Source organism: Microbacterium bovistercoris (genome assembly GCF_003387575.1).
Classification (GTDB): domain Bacteria; phylum Actinomycetota; class Actinomycetes; order Actinomycetales; family Microbacteriaceae; genus Microbacterium; species Microbacterium bovistercoris.
The window spans coordinates 152,621-176,622 of record NZ_QUAB01000048.1 but is presented as its reverse complement, the minus strand read 5'-3'; the positions used below and the strand labels follow the sequence as shown (position 1 = coordinate 176,622).

General features: G+C 69.9%; 21 protein-coding genes. 10 read left to right on the top strand and 11 right to left on the bottom strand.

The features are described 5' to 3' along the window. The first annotated feature begins 69 nt into the window (after positions 1–69). From DY023_RS16935 to DY023_RS16915, 5 genes are all read left to right on the top strand, one after another. Positions 70–867 (top strand): hydroxypyruvate isomerase family protein, encoded by a 798-nt coding sequence (locus tag DY023_RS16935; RefSeq protein WP_116243518.1) that lies wholly within the window; start codon positions 70–72, stop codon positions 865–867. A 29-nt stretch (positions 868–896) separates the two neighbouring features. After that, positions 897–1,775, top strand: a complete 879-nt coding sequence (locus DY023_RS16930; RefSeq protein WP_116243517.1) for a 2-hydroxy-3-oxopropionate reductase — start codon at positions 897–899, stop codon at positions 1,773–1,775. Between the two features lie 116 nt (positions 1,776–1,891). Next, entirely contained in the window at positions 1,892–3,679 is a 1,788-nt protein-coding gene (gcl, locus tag DY023_RS16925; RefSeq protein WP_116243516.1) for a glyoxylate carboligase, read from the top strand. An 18-nt stretch (positions 3,680–3,697) separates the two neighbouring features. Further along, the gene (locus DY023_RS16920) at positions 3,698–4,816 is read left to right on the top strand and encodes a glycerate kinase (protein ID WP_116243515.1); all 1,119 of its coding nucleotides are present in this window, start codon (positions 3,698–3,700) and stop codon (positions 4,814–4,816) included. A gap of 175 nt (positions 4,817–4,991) precedes the next feature. Beyond that, the gene (locus tag DY023_RS16915) at positions 4,992–5,621 is read left to right on the top strand and encodes a hypothetical protein (RefSeq protein ID WP_116243514.1); all 630 of its coding nucleotides are present in this window, start codon (positions 4,992–4,994) and stop codon (positions 5,619–5,621) included. A gap of 24 nt (positions 5,622–5,645) precedes the next feature. On the opposite strand, the gene moaC is transcribed toward DY023_RS16915, so the two are convergent. From moaC to DY023_RS16900, 3 genes are read right to left on the bottom strand one after another with little or no spacing between them, the layout of a single operon-like run. Further along, positions 5,646–6,137: a cyclic pyranopterin monophosphate synthase MoaC gene (moaC, locus tag DY023_RS16910; RefSeq protein WP_116243513.1), complete on the bottom strand. Its 492-nt coding sequence runs from the start codon at positions 6,135–6,137 to the stop codon at positions 5,646–5,648. Then, positions 6,130–7,398, bottom strand: a complete 1,269-nt coding sequence (locus DY023_RS16905; protein ID WP_245958760.1) for a molybdopterin molybdotransferase MoeA — start codon at positions 7,396–7,398, stop codon at positions 6,130–6,132. The genes moaC and DY023_RS16905 overlap by 8 nt, the downstream gene beginning before the upstream one ends. 2 nt (positions 7,399–7,400) lie before the next feature. Continuing rightward, positions 7,401–7,649 carry a MoaD/ThiS family protein gene (locus DY023_RS16900; RefSeq protein WP_116243511.1) on the bottom strand — a complete coding sequence of 83 codons (249 nt, stop codon included), beginning with the start codon at positions 7,647–7,649 and terminating at the stop codon, positions 7,401–7,403. A 90-nt stretch (positions 7,650–7,739) separates the two neighbouring features. Here DY023_RS16900 and DY023_RS16895 point away from each other — a divergent pair, with 90 nt between their 5' ends. After that, positions 7,740–8,885, top strand: a complete 1,146-nt coding sequence (locus DY023_RS16895) for a ThiF family adenylyltransferase (RefSeq protein ID WP_116243510.1) — start codon at positions 7,740–7,742, stop codon at positions 8,883–8,885. Then, positions 8,882–9,289: a molybdenum cofactor biosynthesis protein MoaE gene (locus tag DY023_RS16890; protein WP_116243509.1), complete on the top strand. Its 408-nt coding sequence runs from the start codon at positions 8,882–8,884 to the stop codon at positions 9,287–9,289. The genes DY023_RS16895 and DY023_RS16890 overlap by 4 nt, the downstream gene beginning before the upstream one ends. Positions 9,290–9,373: 84 nt before the next feature. Here DY023_RS16890 and moaA read toward each other — a convergent pair whose 3' ends face one another. The 5 genes from moaA to DY023_RS16865 form a co-directional block, all read right to left on the bottom strand. Then, complete coding sequence (moaA, locus tag DY023_RS16885) at positions 9,374–10,468, bottom strand: GTP 3',8-cyclase MoaA (RefSeq protein WP_116243508.1); 1,095 nt, start codon at positions 10,466–10,468, stop codon at positions 9,374–9,376. A gap of 208 nt (positions 10,469–10,676) precedes the next feature. Next, positions 10,677–11,864: an ABC transporter ATP-binding protein gene (locus tag DY023_RS16880; protein ID WP_181905888.1), complete on the bottom strand. Its 1,188-nt coding sequence runs from the start codon at positions 11,862–11,864 to the stop codon at positions 10,677–10,679. Positions 11,865–12,033: 169 nt separating this feature from the next. Continuing rightward, entirely contained in the window at positions 12,034–12,867 is an 834-nt protein-coding gene (locus DY023_RS16875) for an ABC transporter permease (RefSeq protein WP_116243506.1), read from the bottom strand. Between the two features lie 121 nt (positions 12,868–12,988). Further along, a complete protein-coding gene (gene modA / locus DY023_RS16870; protein ID WP_116243505.1) occupies positions 12,989–13,765 on the bottom strand; it encodes a molybdate ABC transporter substrate-binding protein in 777 nt (258 codons plus the stop codon). Next, positions 13,762–14,169, bottom strand: a complete 408-nt coding sequence (locus DY023_RS16865; RefSeq protein ID WP_116243504.1) for a TOBE domain-containing protein — start codon at positions 14,167–14,169, stop codon at positions 13,762–13,764. The genes modA and DY023_RS16865 overlap by 4 nt, the downstream gene beginning before the upstream one ends. A gap of 241 nt (positions 14,170–14,410) precedes the next feature. Here DY023_RS16865 and DY023_RS16860 point away from each other — a divergent pair, with 241 nt between their 5' ends. Together DY023_RS16860 and DY023_RS16855 are read left to right on the top strand one after the other, a co-directional pair. Next, complete coding sequence (locus DY023_RS16860; protein ID WP_245958759.1) at positions 14,411–14,923, top strand: nucleoside deaminase; 513 nt, start codon at positions 14,411–14,413, stop codon at positions 14,921–14,923. A gap of 68 nt (positions 14,924–14,991) precedes the next feature. Then, on the top strand, positions 14,992–16,554 hold the full coding sequence (locus tag DY023_RS16855; protein WP_116243502.1) for an NCS2 family permease: 1,563 nt from the start codon (positions 14,992–14,994) through the stop codon (positions 16,552–16,554). Positions 16,555–16,675: 121 nt separating this feature from the next. Here the strand turns inward: DY023_RS16855 and xdhC are convergent, their stop codons facing one another. Genes xdhC through DY023_RS16840 form a run of 3 tightly spaced genes read right to left on the bottom strand, consistent with a single transcriptional unit; the run spans position 16,676 to position 21,396 of the window. Next, a complete protein-coding gene (xdhC, locus tag DY023_RS16850) occupies positions 16,676–17,494 on the bottom strand; it encodes a xanthine dehydrogenase accessory protein XdhC (protein WP_116243501.1) in 819 nt (272 codons plus the stop codon). A gap of 30 nt (positions 17,495–17,524) precedes the next feature. Next, on the bottom strand, positions 17,525–19,921 hold the full coding sequence (xdhB, locus tag DY023_RS16845; protein WP_116243500.1) for a xanthine dehydrogenase molybdopterin binding subunit: 2,397 nt from the start codon (positions 19,919–19,921) through the stop codon (positions 17,525–17,527). Beyond that, the gene (locus DY023_RS16840) at positions 19,918–21,396 is read right to left on the bottom strand and encodes a xanthine dehydrogenase small subunit (RefSeq protein WP_116243499.1); all 1,479 of its coding nucleotides are present in this window, start codon (positions 21,394–21,396) and stop codon (positions 19,918–19,920) included. The genes xdhB and DY023_RS16840 overlap by 4 nt, the downstream gene beginning before the upstream one ends. 405 nt (positions 21,397–21,801) lie before the next feature. On the opposite strand from DY023_RS16840, the gene DY023_RS16835 reads away from it, so the two are divergent. Next, positions 21,802–23,955 carry an ATP-dependent Clp protease ATP-binding subunit gene (locus tag DY023_RS16835; protein WP_116243498.1) on the top strand — a complete coding sequence of 718 codons (2,154 nt, stop codon included), beginning with the start codon at positions 21,802–21,804 and terminating at the stop codon, positions 23,953–23,955. Positions 23,956–24,002 lie beyond the last annotated feature (47 nt).

The following is a 24,002-nucleotide window of genomic DNA, read 5'->3' as shown; positions in this document are numbered from 1 at the left end:
ATAACAGAACTTTTCTTCCACGATTCGAAATCAAGGAAGATGAACCGAGAACGAATCAAGGGTGATCACATGAGCTACACGGTGAACTGCTCGATCCTGCTGACCGACCTGCCGGTGAACGAGCGTCCGGCTGCCGCCAAGGCCGCCGGCTTCGACGCCGTCGAGTTCTGGTGGCCCTTCGCCTCGGCCGTTCCCGCGGCATCCGAGGTCGACGCCTTCGTCACCGCGATCCAGGATGCCGGTGTGCAGCTGACCGGCCTGAACTTCTTCGCGGGCGACATGCCCGCCGGCGATCGCGGCCTGGTCTCGTGGGTCGGCCGCGAGGGCGAGTTCCGCGCGAACGTCGACGTCGTCGTCGCGATCGGCGAGCGCCTCGGCACCAAGGCCTTCAACGCGCTCTACGGTCTCCGCCAGGAAGGCGTCTCCGAGCAGGAGCAGGACGACCTCGCGGTCGAGAACCTCGCCATCGCGGGCCGCGCTGTCGCCGAGCTGGGCGGCATCGTGCTGCTCGAGCCGGTCTCGGGCGCCGACGCCTACCCGCTGAAGACCGCCGCCGACGCGCTGGCGATCATCGAGCGAGTGAAGACCGAGCAGGGCGTCGACAACGTCAAGCTGCTCGCCGACTTCTACCACCTGGCCGTGAACGGCGACGACGTCGCCGCCGTCATCGCCGGTCACGCCGCCGAGTTCGGACACATCCAGATCGCGGATGCTCCGGGCCGCGGCGAGCCCGGCACGGGCGACCTGCCGATCGCACAGTGGATCGCCGATGCCCAGGCCGGCGGCTACGAGGGCGTCATCGGCCTCGAGTACAAGGCCACCCAGGCCGACCCGTTCGCCTGGACCGCCGCCACGGCGCAGGCCTGACCAGACACTTTCCGCGAAGGAGCGAAGACATGACCAACATCGCATTCATCGGGCTCGGCATCATGGGCCTGCCGATGGCCAAGAACCTCGTGAACGCCGGCTTCGACGTGACCGGCTTCAACCGCAGCCCGGAGGCGATCGAGAAGCTCGTCGCCGCCGGCGGCAAGGGCGCGACCAGCATCGCGGACGCGGTGAAGGACGCCGACGTCATCGTCACGATGGTGCCGGACTCCCCGGATGTCGCGGGCGTCGTGCAGGGCCCGGACGGCGTCTTCGCCAACGCCAAGGCCGGCGCGCTGTGGATCGACAACTCGTCCATTCGCCCTGATGTCGCCAAGGAGCTCGCCGAGGAGGCCGTCGCCGCAGGCTTCGGCGCCGTCGACGCCCCGGTCTCCGGTGGCGAGCAGGGCGCCATCGACGGCGTCCTCTCGATCATGACCGGCGGCTCGCCGGAGGACTTCGCCAAGGCGGAGCCCGTGCTGAACGCGGTCGGCAAGACCATCGTGCACGTCGGCCCCGCCGGTGCCGGCCAGACCGTCAAGGCCGCCAACCAGCTCATCGTCGCCGTCAACATCCAGGCGCTCTCCGAGGCCATCCTCTTCCTCGAGACCTACGGCGTCGACACCGATGCCGCACTCAAGGTGCTCGGCGGGGGACTGGCCGGCTCGAAGGTGCTGGACCAGAAGGGTCAGAAGATCCTCGACCGCGACTTCACCCCCGGATTCCGCCTGGCCCTGCACAACAAGGACCTGGGCATCGTCACCGCCGCCGCACGACAGGCCGGCATCTCCGTTCCGCTCGGCTCGGCCGTCGCGCAGCTGGTCACCTCCCTCGTCGCCCGCGGCGACGGCGGCCTCGACCACTCCGGTCTGTTCAAGCTCACCGCCGAGCTCTCCGGTCGCGACTGAGCGATCCCCACACAGGGCGCCCTTCGTCTCACTCCGCTCGCTCAGGACCCGGTTCCTGAGTGAGGAGCGGAGCGACGAGACGAAGGATCCCGAACAACTTTCTAAGGACTGAAATCATGACTCGCATGCGCGCAGTGGACGCCATCGTCCAGATCCTGATCAAGGAGGGGGCCGATGAGGCCTTCGGCCTGCCGGGCGCCGCCATCAACCCGCTGTACTCCGCGATGCGCGCCAACGGCGGCATCCGGCACACCCTGGCCCGCCACGTCGAGGGCGCCTCGCACATGGCCGACGGCTACAGCCGCACCGGCGACGGCCGCATCGGCGTCTGCCTCGGCACCTCCGGCCCCGCCGGCACCGACATGATCACCGGCCTCTACGCCGCGATCGCCGACTCCATCCCGATGCTGTGCATCACCGGCCAGGCGCCGGTCGCGAAGCTCGACAAGGAGGACTTCCAGGCCGTCGACATCGCGTCGATCGCGAAGCCGGTGACGAAGTTCGCCAAGACGGTGCTCGAGGGCGCGCAGGTCCCCGGCGTCTTCCAGACCGCGTTCCAGATCATGCGCTCCGGCCGCCCCGGCCCGGTGCTGATCGACCTGCCGTTCGACGTGCAGATGACCGAGATCGAGTTCGACATCGACACCTACGAGCCGCTGCCGGTCGCCAAGCCGGTCGCGACCCGCGCGCAGGCCGAGAAGGTGCTCGACATGCTCCTGGCCGCGAAGCACCCGGCGATCATCGCCGGTGGCGGGATCGTCAACTCCGGAGCATCCGACAAGCTCGTCGAGCTGGCCGAGACCCTCGGCGTGCCCGTGTTCCCGACCCTGATGGGCTGGGGCGCGATCGCCGACGACCACCCGCTGGCCGCGGGCCTGGTCGGCATCCAGACCTCGCAGCGCTACGGCAACGCGAGCTTCCTCGAGAGCGACTTCGTGCTGGGCATCGGCAACCGCTGGGCCAACCGCCACACCGGTGGCCTTGACACCTACCGCAAGGGCCGCACCTTCGTGCACGTCGACATCGAGCCGACCCAGATCGGCCGCGTGTTCGCGCCCGACTACGGTGTGGTCTCCGACGCCGGCGCGTTCATCGATGCCCTGCTCGAGGCCGCCCGCGACCGTGTCGCCGAGCTGCCCGACTACAACGGCTGGGCCGAGGAGTGCCGCGACCGCAAGGCGCGCCTGCAGCGCAAGACGAACTTCGACAACGTGCCGATGAAGCCGCACCGCGTGTACCAGGAGATGCTCTCGGCGTTCGACCGCGACACCACCTTCGTCACGACGATCGGCCTGTCGCAGATCGCCGGCGCGCAGCTGCTGCACGTCTACGGCCCGCGCAAGTGGATCAACGCCGGTCAGGCCGGCCCGCTGGGCTGGACCGGTCCCGCCGCCCTCGGCGTGGTCCGCGGCAAGCCGGGCGAGCAGGTCGTCGCGCTCTCGGGCGACTACGACTTCCAGTTCATGATCGAGGAACTCGCCGTGGGCGCGCAGCACAAGCTGCCCTACATCCACGTCGTGGTGAACAACAGCTACCTGGGCCTGATCCGTCAGTCGCAGCGCGGCTTCGAGATGGACTACGAGGTGTCGCTGGCGTTCGACAACGTCAACACCCCGCAGGACTCGTCGTCCATCGCCACCGGCTATGGTGTCGACCACGTCAAGGTGGCCGAGGGGCTCGGCTGCAAGGCGCTGCGCGTCGAGCGTCCGGAGGACCTCGCCGCCGGATTCGCCGAGGCGACTCGCCTGCGTGACGAGTTCCAGGTGCCGGTGGTCGTCGAGGTCATCCTCGAGCGCGTCACCAACATCGCCATGGGTGCCGACCTCGACACCATGAACGAGTTCGAGGACCTGGCCGCGACGCCCGCAGACGCCCCCGAGGCGATCTACGCGCTGCTCGACTGAGCTCGGCCCGCTCTGATCATGCGCATTCTCATCGCGTCCGACAAGTTCAAGGGGTCCGCGACGGGGGCCGAGGTCGCCGCCGCTCTCGGGGAGGGGATCCTGTCGGTCCGAGAGGATGCCGTGATCGAGGCGGTGCCGGTCGCCGACGGGGGCGAGGGGACGGTGGATGCCGCCCTCGCCGCCGGATTCACGGCGGATGCCGCGGAGGTGACGGGACCGGTGGGGGACCCGGTCACCGCGCGGTTCGCTGTCCGGGGCTCGCAGGCCATCATCGAGATGGCCGCCGCGAGCGGCCTGGACGTGCTCCCGGGCGGCGTTCGCGCCGCCCGGGAGGCCACCAGCCGCGGCACCGGAGATCTGATCCGCGCCGCCCTCGACCGTGGCTGCACCTCGATCGTGCTCGGCATCGGCGGCAGCGCCAACACCGACGGCGGTGCGGGGATGCTGCAAGCGCTCGGCGTCTCGCTGAGGGATGCCGCGGGGGAGGAGCTCCCGGGCGGAGGAGCGGCACTCGCCGCCCTCGCGACCGTCGACGTCTCCGGCCTCGACCCGCGTCTGGCCGACGCCGACATCGTGCTGGCCAGCGACGTGGACAACCCGCTCCTCGGAGAGCGGGGCGCGCCCGCGGTGTTCGGCCCGCAGAAGGGGGCATCCGCTGCGGATGTCGCTGAACTGGACGCCGCACTCGCGCACTTCGCGGCACTGCTGGAAGCCCAGCCGGGAGTCCGGCCCTCCACGACCGCGCCCGGCGCGGGAGCAGCCGGTGGCGTCGGATACGCGGCCCTGGCCATGCTCGGCGCCCGGCGCGAGCCCGGCGTCGAGGTCGTGCAGCGCCTCACGGGGCTCGCCGACCGCGTGGTCGGCGCCGACCTCGTCATCACGGGCGAGGGCAGCCTCGACGACCAGAGCCTCGGCGGCAAGACGCCGCTCGGCGTCGCGGCGGTCGCTCGCGCGGAAGGTGTGCCGGTCATCGCGGTGTGCGGCCGGTCGACCCTGGATGCCGCGGCCGTGGCATCCGCCGGCTTCCAGCGCGTCTACGCGCTGAGCGAGGTCGAACCGGATGTCGCGAAGAGCATCGCGAACGCGAAGACCCTGCTGGTGGATGTCGGGCGCACCGTCGCCCGCGACATCCTCTGACCCGACTCGGCGGGGCGGGGACAACGGCGTCCGCCTCCCGTCGTACCATGCTCGGCGGCCCCTGAGCGTCCTCGTTCTGCTCTGCGGCTCCTGAGCGAGCGAAGCGAGACGAAGGGCGCGATCTCACCGGCGGATCGTGGCTAGCCGTGCCAGGATGTTGCCGAGGGGGTCGGCGATGGGACAGATCGAGAAGACGCGGGTCCGGAAGAAGCGCGATGTCTTCGACGTGATCGCGGTGTTCGTGCTGTCTGTCACAGCCGTCCTCACTGCGTGGTGCGGCTTCGAGGCCTCCAAATGGGGCGGCGACATGTCGATCGCGTTCAGTCAGGCCTCCAGCGCCCGGGTGCAGGCCACGGCGGCCGAGGGCGAGGCGCGCGACGCCCGGCAGTACGACCTCACGATCTGGACGCAGTACGTCCTCGCCGAGGCCGACGGCAACACTCAGCTCGTCGGTTATATCGAGCAGCGCTTCACCCCGGAGTTCCGGGTGGCCTTCGACGCGTGGGACGCAGACGGACGCGTCGAGCAGGGGCCGTTCGTGGTGCCCGAGTACGTGCCACCGGGGACGGAAGAGGCGAAGCAGCTCTCCGAGCGGGCGGATGCGAAGTTCCAGCAGGCGCTCGAGAGCAACCAGCGCGGTGACAACTACACGCTGCTGACCGTGCTGTTCGCCCTCGTGCTGTTCCTGACCGCGATGTCTCAGCGCGACCTGGTGTCGTGGGCGCGCTGGACGCTGCTTTCCTTGGCGATGGTCGTCGGCGCCGCCGGGATCGTCATCATGCTGACCTTCCCGATCCTGATCTGACGCGCTTCGTCTCGCTTCGCTCGCTCAGCGCCCGGACTCGCGGGACCAGTCGCCGCTCTTGCCGCCGGACTTCGCCAGCACCTGGATGTCGGTGATCACGGCGCGGTTGTCGACGGCCTTGATCATGTCGTAGAGCGTCAGCGCGGCGACGCTCGCCGCCGTGAGCGCCTCCATCTCGACCCCGGTGACTCCGTTGGTGACGGCGGTCGCGACGATGCGCACCCGGTCGCCGCCGGGCTCGAGGTCGACGGCGAGCTTCGTCAGCGGCAGCGGGTGGCACAGCGGGATCAGTTCGGACGTCCTCTTCGCGCCCATGATGCCGGCCAACCGTGCGGTGCCGAGTGCCTCGCCCTTGGGCAGGGTGCCGTCGGCGATCGCGGCGACGACCTCGGGAGTGGTGATGAGCACCGCCTGCGCCTTCGCCTCGCGACGGGTGACGGCCTTCTCGGTCACGTCGACCATGTGCGCCGAGCCGTCGGCGCGCAGGTGGGTGAGCTTCGGCTCGGGCTCAGTCATCGATCCTCCAGTAGTCGACCTCGGCGCCGGCGGGCAGGGAGTCCACTCCGACCGGAAGGTGCACGAGTGCGTTCGCCGTGGCGTACGCGTGCAGCAGGTGGGAGCTCGGGGCGCCGACCTCGACGCTACCGTCTGCCCGCACCGTGCCGCGCCGCACCTGGTGCCGCGCAGGCGGGGAGGTCACCGGATGCGCGAGCACGGCCCGCTCGGTGCGCCGTTGCTGCGGAAGGCCGGCGAAGCCGCGCAGCAGCGGCCGCAGGAACAGCTCGAAGGAGATCAGCGCCGACACCGGGTTGCCCGGGAACGCCAGTACCGGCATCCGTCTGCCGCTCGGCAGCACGGCGGTGCCGAGGCCCTGCGGGCCTCCCGGTTGCATCGCCACCGGGCCGAACTCCACGCCGAGCGGCGCGAGCGCGTCGCGCACGACCTCGAAGGCACCGGCGCTGACGCCGCCGGTCGTCACGACCAGGTCGACGTCCGGATGCTGCTCGATGGTGTCCACGACCGCTGCGGCGTCGTCCGGTGCCGATGCGGTCACGGCAGTCGCGCCGGCGGCGGCGACGGCGGCCGCCATCATCGCCGAGTTCGAGTCGTAGATCGCGCCGCTGTCCGCCACCGGATCGAGTCGGATGCCCGGCATCCGCAGTTCATGGCCGGTGGAGAGCACCAGCACGCGGACCGGATTCCGTACGCGCACCAACGGCACGCCGGCCGCGGCGAGCGACCCGAGCTGCGCCGGACCGAGACGGGTTCCGGCCGGCAGCAGAAGTGCGCCCTCCCGGATGTCGGTGCCGACGGCCCGCACGAACGTGCCGGGCTCGACCGGCGCGCGGAACGCGACGGTCGTTCCGGCCGGGGCGTCGTGCGTGCCCCCGCCGATGCCGATGAACCGGGGCGGATCGCTCTGCTCGATCGGCACCACGGCGTCCGCGCCTTCCGGCACGGCGGCTCCGGTCATGACGGGGGAGGCCGTTCCGGGAGCGAGCGTGCCGACGGGATCGCCGGCGGCGCTGGTCGGGCCGACCGGGAGGCGCACGGGATTGTCGGCGGATGCCGCGGCGAGATCCACCGCGCGCACGGCGTAGCCATCCATCTGAGAGTTCGCGAAGCGGGGGAGGGAGATCGGGGAGGTCACGTCCTCGGCGAGGATGCGGCCGAGTGCATCCGCCAGCGGCAACTGCTGTGCCGCATCCGTCAGGCGCTCACCGAGCGGCGCGAGCAGCTCCGCGGCAGCCGCGGCGTGCTCGAGGTGCGTCCGCACGGTCACCCGCCTGCGAACGGCGGCAGCACGTCGACGTTCGCCGAGATCGGTGACGCGGGGTCGCGGCGCACGATGCCGTCGACGAGGAACGATCCGGAGCGCAGCACCTTCTCCATCGCCGCGCCGTAGCGCTCCTGCAGGGCGTCGCGCAGTACGCCCACGGTCGCGCCGGAACCGAGCTCGAGCTGCTCCTGCTCGCAGCCGGCTGCATCCGCCGCCGCCGCGAAGTACCGCACCGTCACCATCGCCATGTCTCCATCGTACCCGCGATGCGGAATCCAGCATCCGCGAAGTGGAAGTGAATATCCGCCAGGTGGACAGCGAACGCGTAGACTCGGACCATGTCTCCGCTCGTCGAGCCGGGTCCGCCGCTGGACCCCGATCGGGTCACCCGATACAGCCGCCAGCTCATGCTGCCCGGGTTCGGCGAGGTCGCGCAGCGCCGGCTCCGCAATGCCCGCGTGCTGGTGATCGGCGCCGGGGGACTGGGCAGTGCGGTGGTCCCCGCGCTCGCCGCAGCCGGCATCGGCACGATCGGCATCATCGACGACGACGACGTCGAGCTGTCCAACCTGCACCGTCAGCTCAGCCACGGCGTCGCCGACATCGGCCGGCCCAAGGTCGACTCGCTCGCCGACACCGTCGCCGCGATCGATCCGGAGTGCCGGGTCAGCCGGCATCCGGTGCGGGTGACGAGCGCGAACCTGCCCGAAATCCTCGCCGGCTACGACCTGCTGATCGACGGCAGCGACAACTTCCCCACGCGTTACCTCGCGAACGACGCCGCCGTACTGGCCGGCGTGCCGCTGGTATGGGGCGCCATCCTGCGATTCCACGGCCAGGTCGGAATCTCGTGGCATGGCCACGGTCCCACCTGGCGCGACCTGTTCCCGGCCCCGCCGCCCGCCGATGAAGCGCTGTCCTGCGAGCTCGGCGGCGTGCTGCCGACGCTCTGTCCTGCGATCGGCTCGCTGCTCGCCACCGAGGCCATCAAGCTCATCACCGGCATCGGCGAACCCCTGATCGGCCGCGTGCTCGTCTACGACGCGCTCACCGCACGCACCCGCGAGATCCCCTACGGCGTCTCCGACGAGACGCCCGCGGTCACCGAGCTGATCGACTACGACCTCTTCTGCGGAGTGCAGGCCGACGATGACCTCACCTCCGTCTCGGCCGCTGACCTGCTCGGCCGCCTGCGCGCCGGCGAGCGGCTGCGCCTGCTCGACGTGCGCGAGCAGCACGAGGCCGACGCACGCCGCATCGACGGCAGCATCCTGCTTCCGATCGGCGACCTGCGCGGCGGGTCGCTGCCGGATGCCGGTGACGAGCCTCTCGTGGTCTACTGCGAGAAGGACCCTCGGTCGCGCAGCGCCGCGCGCATCCTCAACGAGCGCGGCTTCGACGACGTCGTGTACCTCGCCGGAGGCATCCAGGCCTTCGCCGCTGTCGGCGGCGACACCGTATCCAGCATCCGGGAGGCGCTGTGAACTTCGACCTGATCTCAGAGACGCCTCTCGACGAGGTGGCGATCCGCAGGGCCGTCGAGGCCGATGCGAGCGGGGCGGTGGTGATGTTCTGCGGCGTCGTGCGCGATCACGACGGCGGCAAGCCGGTGCGGTCGCTCGACTACCGCGCGCATCCGGATGCGGCGCGCTTCCTCGAGGCCTGCGTGACGCGGATCCGCGAGGAGACCGGCTTCGCGGTGGCCGCATCGCACCGGGTGGGCGATCTGCGCATCGGCGACGTGGCGCTGTTCGCCGCGGCATCCGCTCCGCACCGCGCCGAGGCGTTCGACGCCTGCGAGCGCCTGGTCGAGATCATCAAGCACGAGGTGCCGATCTGGAAGCGCCAGCACTACGACGACGGCGTCTCGGAGTGGGTCGGCCTCTGACTGCCTTCTTGCTCCGGTCTCAACGGTTGCGGGTGTTCGGGGTGCCGGACCCGCAACGAGTGAGACCGGAACAGCTGGGGGAGATCAGCCCCCGATGTAGCTCATCTCGATGCGCTTGCGCTGCTCGCGCAGTTCGGGGGTGAGGGTGGAGCGGATCTCGGAGTAGCGGTCCTCGCGACCGCCCCAGATGGACGCCATCGCCGCGGACAGTTCGTCGTCGGATGCTCCGCCGCGCAGCAGGGCACGCAGGTCGTGTCCCTCCGAAGCGAACAGGCAGGTGAACAGCCTGCCCTCGGTGGAGATGCGCGCGCGGTTGCAGGTGCCGCAGAACGCGTTCGTCACGCTGGAGATCAGGCCGATCTCGCCCGAACCGTCGGCGTACCGCCAGCGCTTCGCCGTCTCGCCGTGCACGGCCTCACCGAGCGGCTCGAGCGGAAACACCGCGTTGATGCGCTCCACGACCTCCGATGACGGGACGACCTCGTCGAGCGACCAGCCGTTGGTGTTGCCGACGTCCATGTACTCGATGAAACGCAGCGTGTACGGCGTGCCCTTGAACCGGTGCGCCATGTCGATGATCTCGCCGTCGTTGAGTCCGCGCTTGACGACCATGTTCAGGCGGATCGGTCCGAGGCCGGCCTCATGCGCGGCGTCGATACCGTCCAGCACCCGGCTCACCGGGAAGCGGACGTCGTTCATTTTCTGGAACAGTTCGTCGTCGAGGGAGTCCACCGACACGGTCACGCGGGTGAGGCCGGCGGCCTTGAGAGCCGCGGCCTTCACGGTCAGTGCTGATCCGTTCGTGGTCAGCGCGATGTCGAGTCTGTCGCCCTCGGGCGTGCGCAGCTCGGCGAGCTGGGAGATGAGTTCCTCGATGCCGCGGCGCAGCAGTGGTTCGCCGCCCGTGAGCCGGATCTTGTGCACGCCGTGGGCCGCAGCCACCCGTGCGATCCGTGTGATCTCTTCGAAGGAGAGCAGTTCATTCCGATCGAGGAATGCGTAATCGCGACCGAATACCTCTTTCGGCATGCAGTACACGCAGCGGAAGTTGCAGCGGTCGGTGATCGAAATCCGCAGATCGCGCAGCGGCCTGCGGAAGCGATCGGTCAGCGCAAGGGGCATGCCCGTGGACGGCAGCCTCACGGCGCCGTCGGAACGGTCGTTGTGTGTGATCGACATCGGTCACCCCCTTACGGATCGCAACGGTAGCACCGGTTTCCGAGTGCCGGATGCCACGGGAGCCGGATGATCCTCGTCGCACCGGCCTTCGTGCTCAGGTAGCAGTTCGGCCCGTTGTGGTTGGACGGTGCCGGTTCAGGTCGCAGTTCGGCACGCTCTGGCGCGCGGATTTCGGGACGAAGTGAGACGTGAGCGGAGTCGGCTGGGCTCACGCGCGGCGCACCGAGACGACGTCGGGATGCACGGTGAAGCGCAACCGCAATCCGGGGGAGACGGAGACGGCCACGGCCACGGTCGACGGACAGTCCACGGCGATGCCGGGCTGCTCCGCAGTGCGCAGGCGCATGCCGCCGGGGATCGGCTCCAGCATCGAGACCGTGCCCACCCAGGTGTTCGGGGTGGCCGGCCCTATGGCATCCGACTGCTGGATGCGCACCGACCCCGGCGCGAACGCGACCGTGGCGGCCGCGCCGGCCGGTACGTCGTCGCCGACGCCCCGCCACACGATGGTGTCGCCCGGTCCGGGCTGCGCGTCGAGCACGGAGTGAGTCGCGTCGGCGGGATCCGGCATGGTGCGGGCAGATGCGGCGTCGGAGGAGCTCGCCGCCGCATCCGCCACCGATCCTGTGCCGCGCACTGTGCCGTCCGACGCGCCGAGAACCGGTACGAGATTCACCCCGGCCAGCGCCGCGACGAACGTCGACCGCGGATGTCCGAGCACCTCGGCAGTCACCCCCTGCTGCACGATCCGGCCGTCGTGGACGATCGCCGTCCGTGCGGCGAGCACGACCGCGTCGAGCGGATCGTGCGTGACGAGCACGAGCGGGATGCCGGCGCTGTCGCGCTGTTCGGCGACCAGTCGCCGGGCCTGCGCCGCGGTCTCCACGTCGAGCGCGGCGAACGGCTCGTCGAGCAGCAGCGCGGCCGGCCGCGCCGCGAGCGCCCTGGCGAGTGCCACGCGCTGCTGCTGCCCTCCGGACAGCTGCGCGGGGCGGTGTCCGGCGAGGTCGCCGAGCCCCACCCGTTCGAGCCAGCTCCCCGCATCCTTCCGCGCCTCCGCGCGTGGCACCCCCTGTGCACGCGGGCCGAACGCGACGTTCTCGAGTGCAGACAGATGCGGGAACAGCAGCGGTCGCTGGCCGAGCAGGCCGATGCGGCGCTGCGCGGGCGGCACGCGTACGGCGCGGCTGTCCGGGTCCCTGCCGTCGAGCACGCGGTCGTCCAGAGCGACGTGACCGTCGTCGATCGGCAGGTGCCCGGCGAGCGCGGCGAGCAGGGTCGACTTCCCGGATCCGTTCGGACCCAGGACTGCGAGCACCTCGTTCGGAGCAGCATCCAGCGCCACGTCCACGCGGAACGCGCCGGCGTGCGCGCGGAAGTCCGCGGAGAGCGTCATCGCGCACCTCCGCGCACTGCCGGCTGAACCCCACCCCGCCGAGCGCACGGCCTGCCGCCGAGTGAACCACCCGCAGACGTCGATACCTGGTGCTCTCGTCGGCAAGCGGTGTGGTCGCCGCTCCGGGCCGACGCGGCGGCGCGGCCGGCCGCGACCCGTGTCGAACCGCTCATCGCACCGCATCCGCTCGCCAGCCGCGCATCAGCACGAGCACCGCGATCGCCACCAGGATCAGCATCAGCGACAGGGCGATCGCGGTGTCCTCCCCGACGCCGGCGCCGTTGAACGCGGTGTAGATCGCGAGCGGCATCGTGCGGGTCACGCCTGCGGCGTTGCCCGCGAACAGCGCCGTCGCGCCGAACTCGCCGAGCGCCCGCGCGAAGCACAGCACCGTCCCGGCGATGAGACCAGGGGCCACCAGCGGCAGCGTCACTCGGCGGAACACCGTGAACGGCCCGGCACCCAGCGTCGCGGCGACCAGCTCGTGCTCCGTGCCGCCGGTGCGCAGCGATCCCTCGACCGAGATCACGAGGAAGGGCATGGCGACGAAGGTCTGCGCGATGACGACGGCGGCGGTCGTGAACGGCACCCGGATGCCGACTTCGGCGAGCAGATCGCCGAGCGCACTCTGCCTCCCGAGCAGTGCCAGCAGTGCGATGCCGCCGACGAGCGGCGGCAGCACCAGCGGCAGGGTCGTCAGGGTGCGCAGCACCGCGGCCAGCCAGCTCGGCGCCCTGGCGATGAGCATCGCGAGCGGCACCCCGAGCAGCAGGCACAGCACGGTCGCCGTCGTCGCGGTGCCCAGCGAGAGGCCGAGCGCCTGCAGCGCCGCCTCCGAGGTGATCGCCGCCGGCACGCCCGCCCAGTCCAGTCGCGCGAGCAGTGCGACGAACGGCAGAACCAGCAGCGCTGTGCCCAGCGCCGCGGGCACGATCAGCCAGACCGGCAGACGGATTCCGGTCCGGGGAACGACTCGGCCGATCGGGCCGGATGCGGCGATCATGACGCCTCGTCTCCGAACTCCGCGCACTCCCCGAGCCCTTCGAGTGCGGCGGGCCGGAGGGTGACGCCTGCGACGGGCCGGGCGATCGGCCGGGTCGGGCCACGGCGTGAGACGTGATCGATCACGGCGCCTCGAATCCGAACTCCTCGAGCACCGCGCGACCCTTCGCGCCGGTGACGAAGTCGACGAACGCGGCGGCGGCGTCGGGGTTCGGGGCGTCCTTCAGCGCGGCGATCGGATACACGTTCGTCGCGGCATCCGCCCCGTCGATCGGGACGCCGGTGACCGCGTCGCCCGCGGCTTCGACGTCGGTCACGTACACGAGTCCGGCATCCGCCTCGCCGCTGGTGACCTTCGTCAGCACCGCCGTCACGTTCTGCTCCTCGCTGGCCGGGGCGACGGTCACGCCGGCATTCTTCAGCAGGGTCTGTGACGCGGTGCCGCAGGGGACCTCCGGGGCACACAGCACGACGGTGACGTCGTTCGCGGCGAGCGATCCGAGGTCGGTCAGGCCGAGCGGATTGCCCGGAGCCGTCACGATCTGCATCACGTTCGCGGCGAAGTCCACCGGGGCGTCGGCGAGCCCGGCATCCGTGACCTTCGCCATGTTCTTCTCGTCGGCCGAGGCGAACACGTCGGCCGGGGCGCCGCCGATCAGCTGCGTCGCCAGCACCGAGGATCCGTCGTAGCTGATCGGCTTCACGGTGACGCCGGGGTGCGCGGCCGTGAACTCCTCCGCGAGCTCATCGAAGGCCCCCGACAGCGACGCCGCGGCGTATACGGTCAGGTCGCCGCTGAGGCCGTCGGGCGTCGCCGAGTCGGCGGGCGCCCCGGAGGAGCATCCGGTCAGCAGCAGCGCGGCAGCGACGGCGAGGATGCCGGTGCAGGGGGGTCTCATTCGTCGTCCTTCCGGTGCGTTTCGATGATGACGGTGGTGGCCTTGACGATCGCGACTCCGCGATCTCCGACCTCGAGGCGCAGGTCGCGTGCGGCCTCGGCCGACATCAGCGACACCACGCGGAACGGCCCGCACTGCAGCTCGACCTGGGCCATCAGACCCTCGATCTCGACCCGGGTGACCAGGCCGACGAACCGGTTGCGAGCGCTGAGCTGCCTGTCGCCGTCCTCGTTCGCGGCGCTGGCGAGCCACTGCGCGTGCGCGGCCAGCTCGTCGCCGGGCACCACCTGGCGGCCGGCTGCATCGTGCGACACGGTGAGCAGCCCGTCCCGCACCCAGCGCCGCACGGTGTCGTCGCTCACGCCGAGCAGGGTCGCGGCTTCAGCGATCCGAAAATGCGTCATGGCAGGGATCTTACATCCGCAGATGCGGAAGCGCAAAAGATAATACCGCGATGCGATATTCGTCTTTCAAAAACACTGGACGACGCGCGAATCGATTGTTATGCTCAACAGGCCGCAGCGCACACAAAGGGCGCCCGGCGTGAAGCAAAACCTAGCGGTTCGACGTATATCTCGTGGAACGGCCCGATCCGGGTCCGACCCGATAAGCCGTATCACTGCGACGACAGCAAGGGAGCTTTCCGTGCACAGCACTGCCATATCCGATTCCGCCACGCAGCAGACGCCGGCGGAGTACCTCGCCCAGGCGGTCCGCATAGCCGTCGACAACGTGCGCAACGAGGGCGGCCCGTTCGGGGCGATCGTCGTCTCGGCGGACGGTCAGGTCTTCGAGGGTGTCAACCGCGTCACCGCGAACCTCGACCCCTCGGCGCACGCCGAGGTCACCGCCATAAGGAACGCCTGCCAGGGGCTGGGCACCTTCGACCTCTCCGGAGCCACGCTCTACACGAGCTGCGAGCCCTGCCCGATGTGCCTCGCAACTTCGCTGTGGGCCCGGATAGACAAGGTCTACTTCGCGGCCAGCCGTGACGACGCGGCCGACGGAGGCTTCGACGACGCCGTGTTCTACCGCTACTTCGAGGGCGACGCAGCCGATCGCGAGATCCTGCCGGTCGCACAGGAGCCGCTGCCGCCCGAGGAGCGCGTCGCGCCCTTCACCGAGTGGAGCCTCAACACCACGCGCATCGAGTACTGACGCGCGACCCCTCCATCGCGTCGAGTACTGACGCGTAACCGAAACGTACTGACAACCCGGAGCCGATGATGTCTTCAGAACGCCCTGCTTCCACACGCCCTTCCGCCCCTGACACCTCGTCGAACGCCGTAGCCGGCAACGACGCGACAGGGCTCTTCACCCGCAGCGAGGAGGAGCTGCCGCCCCTGTCGACAGGGGCGACCACCACCGTCGAGGGGGAGCCGAAGAACGCCTTCGACCGCTTCTTCGAGATCACCCGTCGCGGCTCCACGCTGGGGCGTGAGATCCGCGGTGGCATCGTCACCTTCGTGACGATGGCCTACATCGTCATCCTGAACCCGCTGATCCTCGGCGGCGTCGACGACGTCGCAGGGAACGCCCTGGATGCCGCGCAGATCGGCGCGGCGACCGGCCTCACCGCCGGTGTGATGACCATCCTGTTCGGCGTGATCGCGCGGCTGCCGTTCGCGCTCGCGGCCGGCCTCGGCATCAACTCCTTCCTGGCCGTGTCCGTCGTCGGGCAGGTCACCTGGCAGGAGGCCATGGGCCTCGTGGTGATCAACGGCATCCTGATCGTGATCTTCGGTGCCACCGGCATCCGGACGGCGATCTTCAAGGCCGTGCCGCAGGCGCTGAAGGCGGCGATCACGGTCGGCATCGGCCTGTTCATCGCCTTCATCGGCTTCGTGGACTCGGGCTTCGTCACCCGCACCGAGGGCGGTCCGCCGGTGCAGCTGGGTGCGGGCGGATCGATCACCTCGGTCCCCACGCTCATCTTCCTGCTCGGTCTGGTGCTGATCGGCATCCTGGTCGCGCGGAAGGTGCCCGGCGGCATCCTGATCGGCATCGTGGCCACCACGATCGTGGCCCTGATCGCCCAGTCGGTGCTGAAGCTCGGGCCCTCCTTCGAGGACCCGAACGGCTGGCACATGACGATCCCCGAGCTGCCCAGCTCGTGGGTGACGATCCCCGACTTCGGGCTGATCGGCCAGTTCGACCTGTTCGGCTCCTTCGGCCGCGTGGGCGTGCTGTCGGCGACGATGCTCGTGTTCACCCTGGTGTTCTCGAACTTCTTCGATGCCATGGGCACCATGACGGGCCTGGCCAAGAACGCAGGCCTGGCCTACAAGGACGGCACGTTCCCGCGTCTGCGCTCGGCCTTCGTCGTCGAGGGCTTCGGCGCCGTCGCCGGCGGTATGACCTCGACCTCGTCGAACACGGTCTACGTCGACAGCGCCTCGGGCATCGGTGAGGGCGCCCGCTCGGGCGTCGCCTCGCTCGTGGTGGGCGTGCTGTTCCTGCTGTCGATGTTCCTCACCCCGCTCACGCTGGTGGTGCCGATCGAGGTCGGCTCCGCAGCGCTGGTGGTCGTCGGTGCGATGATGATGGCGCAGATCCGCGAGATCAAGTTCGACAAGTTCGCGGTGGCGCTGCCGGCGTTCCTCACGATCGTCACGATGCCGCTGACCTACTCGATCGCCAACGGCATCGGCATCGGCTTCATCTCGTGGGCGCTGGTGAACGCGTTCTCGGGCCGTGCCCGCAAGGTGCACTGGCTGATGTGGGTGGTCGCGGCGGGCTTCGCCCTGTACTTCGTCCGCGGACCGATCGAGGCGATGCTGGGGAGCTGAATCCGATCAACCGAGAAAAGACCCGGTCCCGAAAGGGGCCGGGTCTTTCTGCATATTCCGCATGAAAGATAATGCGAAATATCCCGCGGTGGATTTCACCGCGGGAAATGCCGAAAAGAATTCAGGCGGATGCCGCCGGCGCGGCCTCCTCGATCAATTGGAGAATTCGCGCCGCGACGCTCACGGCGATCACGGCCGGTTGCTTTCCGGAGACCTCCGGAACGCCGATCGGCGTGGTGACACGCTCCAGGTCGGCGGGGGAGTGCCCCGCCTCGCCGAGCTTCTTGCGGAACCGGGCCCACTTGGACGCCGATCCGATCAGGCCGATGGACGCCGGTGCATCCGAGCGCAGCGCCTGATCGACGATCGCGAGGTCCTCGACGTGGTCGTGCGTCATGACCAGCACATGCGCGCCGGCCGGGATCTCCGCCAGTGCGGCCTCCGGCACGGGCGCGTGGTGCACCTGCACCCGGGCGACCGCGCCGGTGCGCACCGGCTCCAGGCGCGCAGCATCCAGCATCTCGGTGCGGGAGTCGACCAGATGCAGGTCGAGCTCGTGCCGCGACAGGATGCGTGCCAGCTCGATGCCGACGTGGCCGAGGCCGAAGACGGCCACCGAGGGCACGACGCGGACGGGTTCGAGCATGATGGTTACCTCTCCTCCGCAGCACTGCACGCCGTAGTCGGTCGTCGCTCTGTCGCTCAGCGTGAGCGTGAGCAGCTCGGGCTCGGCCGAGCCCGCGGCCAGCATGGCGCGGGCACGATCGGCGGCGGTCGCCTCGAGGTTCCCGCCGCCGATCGTGCCGAACATCCGCTCCGGCGAGACGACCATCTTCGCGCCGCCGTTGCGGGGCGCGTGCCCGCGCACCATGGCGAGCGTGACGATCACCGCGGGGGTGCGGGAGTCACGCAGGTCGCGCAGGGCGTCCAGCCAGTCCATGATCCTCCGTTCGGGTCGCAGCTCGTCCCGCTATGCGCGCGTCAGAGCGGGATCACCTGCGACCTGAGCGTCGAGGAGGTCGGTTCCGGATGCCGCGGATGCCGCGGCACGGGCGGTCTCGACCGCCCAGAACACAGCCTCGGGCGTCGCCGGGGACGCCAGCTCGACCGAGTGCCCCGCGGGGCCGAAGGCCGCCACAGCATCCCGGATCGCCTCGCGGGCGCTGAACGCGAGCATGAACGGCGGCTCGCCGACGGCCTTCGAGCCGTACACGGCGCCCTCCTCCCTGGCGTTCTCGAACAGCCGCACGTGGAACTGCTCGGGCATCTCCGAGAAGCTGGGCAGCTTGTACGTCGACGCGGACTGGGTCTGGAGGCGGCCGCGGTGCGGACCGTCGGTCTCGTCCCAGCGCAGCTCCTCCAGGGTGAGCCAGCCGACGCCCTGAACATAGGCGCCCTCGATCTGCCCGATGTCGAGCATCGGCGAGAGCGAGTCGCCCACGTCGTGAACGATGTCGACCCTGCGCACCCGGTAGGCGCCGGTGAACTCGTCCACCTCGACCTCGGTGGCCGCCGCGCCGTACGCGAAGTACTTGAACGGGGAACCCTGCATGATCTCCGGGTTCCAGTGCAGGCCCTCGGTGCGGTAGTAGCCGGCGGCGAAGAGCTGCACGCGCTGGAAGTACGCGGCCTTGACGACCTCGGCCCACGACACGCGGTTCACCGGTGCGCCGAGTGCGGTGGCGTAGCCGCCGCCGAAGCGCACGTCGCGCTCGTCGACGCCGAGCATGCGCCCGGCGACCTTCGCGAGCCGATCGCGGATCTGCTCGCAGGCGTTCTTCACCGCGCCGCCGTTGAGGTCGGCGCCGGAGGATGCCGCCGTGGCGGACGTGTTCGGCACCTTGTCGGTGCGGGTCGGTGCGAGGCGAACCTGGTGTAGGTCGACGCCGAGCGCGGTCGCCGCCACCTGCAGCATCTTCGTGTGCAGCCCCTGGCCCATCTCGGTGCCGCCGTGGTTGACGAGGATCGAGCCGTCCTTGTAGACGTGCACGAGCGCGCCGGCCTGGTTGAACGCGGCGAAGTTGAACGAGATGCCGAACTTGATCGGTGTGATCGACAGGGCCCGCTTCACGTGCGGGCTCGCGGCGTTGAACGCCCGGATCTCGTCACGGCGTGCCGCGACGTCGGCCTCACCCGAGAGCTGGCCCCAGATCGTCTCCAGGCGGTCGGCGTCCTTGACGGGCTGACCGTACGGCGTGCTCTGGCCGGGCTTGTAGAAGTTGCGCCGGCGCAGCTCGAGCGGATCGATGCCGAGGGTCGGGGCGACCCTGCCCAGGATGTCCTCGATGAGGAAGACGCCCTGCGGCCCACCGAAACCGCGATACGCGGTGTTCGAGGTCTTGTTGGTCTTCACGATCTGCCCGTAGGCGTGCACGTTCGGGATCCAGTAGGCGTTGTCCAGGTGGCACAGGGCGCGGCCCAGCACCGGCTCGGACAGGTCGATCGACCATCCGCCGTCGCAGGTCAGAGTGGTGTCGAGGGCCTGCAGCAGGCCGTCCTCATCGAAGCCGACCTTCCATGCGATGTGGAAGGGGTGTCGCTTGCCGGTCATCGTGATGTCCTGCGTGCGGTTCAGGCGGAGCCGAACGGGGCGCCCGGTGAGCTTCGCGCCGAGTGCCGCGATCGCTGCGAACCCGTGCGGCTGCATCTCCTTGCCGCCGAAGCCGCCGCCCATGCGCAGGCACTGCACGGTGATCTCGTTCGCCGGGATCCCGAGCACGTGCGAGACCAGATCCTGGGTCTCGGTGGGGTGCTGGGTCGAGCACTGGATGAAGTACTGCCCCTCGGAGTCGCGCACCGCGAACGAGGCGTGCGTCTCGAGGTAGAAGTGCTCCTGGCCGCCGAACTCGGTCACGCCCTCGAAGACGTGGGCGGATGCGGCGAGGCCCGCGGCTGCGTCGCCGCGCTGCACGGTGCGCGGCGTGCCCTGGAAGGACTGCGCCTCCAGGGCATCCTGCACGGTGATCAGCGAGGGCAGCGGCTCGTACTCGACGGTGACGGCGGCGGCGCCGAGGCGCGCGGCCTCCTGCGTCTCGCCCAGCACCCAGACCAGCGCGTGACCGTAGAACATGGCCTCGCTCGGGAACAGCGGCTCATCGTTGCGGATGCCGGCATCGTTCAGTCCCGGTACGTCATCGGCGGTCAGCACGCGGACGACGCCTGGCACGTCGTAGGCCGGCGCGACGTCGATCGTGACTTTCGCGTGCGCGTTCGTCGACTGCACCGGCCACGCGGTCAGCACTCCCGCGGTCTGCTCCGCGATGTCGTCTGTGTACATCGCCGCTCCCGTGACATGCAGGGCGGCGCTCTCGTGTGCGGCGCGCCGGCCGACGACGGGGTTCTCGGGGCGGTCGGCGAGAGCGCTCATGCCGACACCTCCTTCGATGCGATGACGGTCTGGCTGTAGAGCTTCAGGAGTGCGGTGCCCAGCATGTGGGACCGGTAGTCGGAGCTGGCGCGGTGGTCGGACATCGGCGTGCCCTCGCCCTGCAGCACGGCGGACGCCGCCTTGACGGTGGTGATGTCCCACGGCCGCCCGATGAGGGCTTCCTCGGTGGCACGGGCGCGCAGCGGCGTGGCGGCGACGCCGCCCAGGCCGATCCGTGCGCGGGTCACGACGCCGCCCTCGACGTCGAGCGCGAAGCCGATCGCCACCGAGGAGATGTCGTCGAAGCGGCGCTTGGCGATCTTGTGGAACGCGGTGTACGCGGCCAGCGGCAGCGGGATGCGCACGGCGGTGATCAGCTCGTCCTTCGCGCGCACCGACTGGCGGTAACCGGTGAAGTACTCGGCGAGGTCGACCTCGCGCTCGCCGTCCGCGGATGCCAGCACGAGCCGCGCGTCCAGGGCCAGCAGCGCCGGCGGGGTGTCGCCGATCGGCGATCCGGTGCCGAGGTTGCCGCCGAAGGTGCCGCGGTTGCGGATCAGGCGCGAGGCGAACTGGGGGAACAGCTTCGCCAGCAGCGGGATGCGGCCGTTCAGTCGGCGCTCCACCTCGGACAGCGGCAGGGCCGCGCCGATCTCGACGTACTCGTCGGTCTCGGTGAGGCCGCGCAGTTCGTCGAGCTGGTCGATCGCGACGACGAACGGTGCGCGGCTGCCGCGGATGTTCACCTCGACGCCCCAGTCGGTGGAGCCGGCGACGACGAGGGCGGTGGGCTCCTCACGCAGGATGCGCAGCGTCTCGGCGAGAGTGGAGGGGCGCAGGAACCGGGAACCGTCGACGACGGCGTCGGTCGCGGCCGGTGCGGGAGCGGGTGCCGCGAGACGCTGCTGCAGCGGGTCGTCCGCCTCGGGGGAGCCCAGCGCGTACGCGGCATCCCGGATCGGGCGGTACCCGGTGCAGCGGCACAGGTTGCCGCTCAGGGCGTGCAGGTCGAACCCGTTCGGGCCGTGCTCGGCGTCGTGGACGGGGCAGGTCTCGTCGTCCTCGGCGACGGGGGTGCGGTCGGGGCGGTAGTACTCGGCCGCCATAGAACAGGCGAAGCCGGGGGTGCAGTAACCGCACTGCGATCCGCCGGCCTCGGCGAGCTTCTCCTGCACGGGGTGCAGGTCGTCCACGGTGCCGAGGCCCTCGGCGGTGACGATCTCCTGGCCGTCCAGCGCGTACACCGGCACCAGGCAGGCGTTCACCGGGGTCCAGGCCGTGCCGCCGTCGGCGTCCGGGGTCGCGAGCAGCATCGCGCAGGCGCCGCACTCGCCTTCGGCGCAGCCCTCCTTGCTTCCGGACAGGCCCGTGTCGCGCAGCCAGTCCAGTGCCGTCGCATGAGTCGCGACCCCGTCCAAGGGGCGGCTCTGCCCGTTCACCTTCACGGCGGGAACGGTGACAGCGATGTCAGTCATCCTGTGTCTCCTCAGGTCCTGCGCCGAAGCGCGCTGGCGGCACGTCCTCACGTGCCATCTGGAGATCCCGAGGTTCCCGCTCCGGCGGGCTGATCAGACGGCGCGCGCGGATGCGGTGAGTCTACGCCGCTGCGGCGTGGACGGGGCAGCTCGGAATCGTGGGGGATTCCGGGCCTGCTCAGGCGCCGTGTGCGTACCAGTTGCCCCAGGCGAAGGGGCGCTCGGAAGAGGGGCTGCAGGCATCGATGTGCGGCATGACGCTCCCTCTCTTCATCGAGTTTCCGGGATTCGGAAAGTCAGTTCTGACCAATGGACATATTAGGCGCTGGAATCGCGGGGGTCAAGATGCTAAAGTTGAGTCATCCCAACTCAACTTTGATAAGGAGTCTCCTCAGGAGGAACGGAATGACCAACCCCAGTCAGCAGCAGGAAGAGCAGCAGAGCGCGCTCGAGCAGTTCGGCATCAACCTCACCGATCGTGCCCGTCAGGGAAAGCTCGACCCGGTGATCGGCCGTGACGGTGAGATCCGTCGGGTGAGCCAGGTGCTCACCCGACGCACCAAGAACAACCCCGTGCTCATCGGCGAGCCCGGCGTCGGCAAGACCGCCGTCGTCGAGGGCCTCGCCCAGCGCATCGTCGCGGGCGACGTCGCCGAATCGCTCAAGGACAAGGAGCTGATCAGTCTCGACATCTCCGCCCTCGTGGCCGGCGCGATGTACCGCGGCCAGTTCGAGGAGCGTCTGAAGAGCGTGCTCAAGGAGATCACCGAGTCCGACGGCAAGGTCATCACATTCATCGACGAGCTGCACGTGCTGATGGGCGCGGGCGGTGGCGAAGGGTCGGTCGCGGCATCCAACATGCTCAAGCCGATGCTCGCCCGCGGCGAGCTGCGCATGATCGGCGCCACCACGCTGAACGAGTACCGCGAGTTCATCGAGAAGGACGCGGCGCTCGAGCGCCGCTTCCAGCAGGTGTACGTCGGCGAGCCCTCCGTCGAGGACACCATCGCCATCCTGCGCGGGCTCAAGGGGCGGTACGAGGCGCACCACGGAGTGACGATCGCCGACAGCGCGCTCGTCGCCGCGGCGGCGCTGTCGAACCGCTACCTCCCGAGCCGCCAGCTGCCGGACAAGGCGATCGACCTCATCGACGAGGCCATGTCGCGGCTGAAGATGGAGATCGACTCCTCACCGGTCGAGATCGACGAGCTCAAGCGCCAGGTCGACCGGATGAAGCTCGAGGAGCTCGCCCTCAAGAAGGAGAAGGACGACGCCTCGAAGGAGCGGCTGGCCACGCTGCGGGAGCAGCTCGGCGCGCTCGAGAAGGAGCTCGCGGGCCTCGAGGCCCGCTGGGCGCGTGAGCGCCAGGGCCTGAACCGCGTGGGCGAGCTGAAGAAGCAGCTCGACGACGCGATCACCCAGCGCGATCTCGCCATGCGCAACGCCGACTACACGAAGGCGTCGAAGCTCGAGTACGAGACCATCAAGCGCCTGGAGCGCGACATCGCCGAGGCGGAGCAGGCCGAGCAGGCAGTCTCCAGCGAGGGCCGCATGGTCAACGAGCAGGTCACCGACGAGGACATCGCCGGCGTGATCGCCGCGTGGACCGGCATCCCGGTCGGCCGGCTCCTGCAGGGCGAGAGCGAGAAGCTGCTGCATCTCGAGAACGAGCTGGGCAGGCGGCTGATCGGTCAGAAGGATGCCGTGAAGGCCGTCTCCGACGCCGTGCGACGGTCGCGTGCGGGGATCAGCGACCCCGGACGGCCCACCGGTTCGTTCCTGTTCCTCGGCCCCACCGGCGTCGGCAAGACCGAGCTGGCCAAGGCTCTCGCCGAGTTCCTCTTCGACGACGAGCACGCCATGGTGCGCATCGACATGTCCGAGTACGGCGAGAAGCACTCCGTCTCGCGTCTGGTCGGTGCCCCTCCGGGGTACGTCGGCTACGAGCAGGGCGGCCAGCTGACCGAGTCCGTGCGGCGGCGTCCGTACAGCGTGGTGCTGCTCGACGAGGTCGAGAAGGCGCACCCCGAGGTGTTCGACGTGCTGCTGCAGGTGCTCGACGACGGGCGGCTCACCGACGGCCAGGGCCGAACGGTGGACTTCTCGAACGTCATCCTCATCCTGACCAGCAACATCGGCTCGCCGATCCTCATCGACCCCACCATGTCGATGGAGGTGAAGCGCGAGCAGGTGATGGCGCTGGTGCGGCAGTCGTTCCGCCCCGAGTTCCTGAACCGGCTCGACGACATCGTGATGTTCCAGGCCCTGTCGGAGGACGACCTGGCGCAGATCGTGTCGCTGTCGGTCGACCAGCTGCAGAGGCGGCTGCACGACCGCCGGCTCGAACTGGCCGTCACCCCGGACGCCCGCACCTGGCTGGCCGAGCGCGGCTACGACCCGGTGTTCGGCGCCCGGCCGCTGCGCCGCCTCATCCAGACCGAGGTGCAGAACCGTCTCGCCACCGCGCTGCTGTCGGGCAACGTGCACGACGGCGACACGGTGCGGGTCGATGTCGCGGCCGACGGATCGGGTCTGGTGCTCACCAGCGCTGCGGCCTGACGCCCCTTCGCACGGATGCCGCAGACCGATCGGTCTGCGGCATCCGT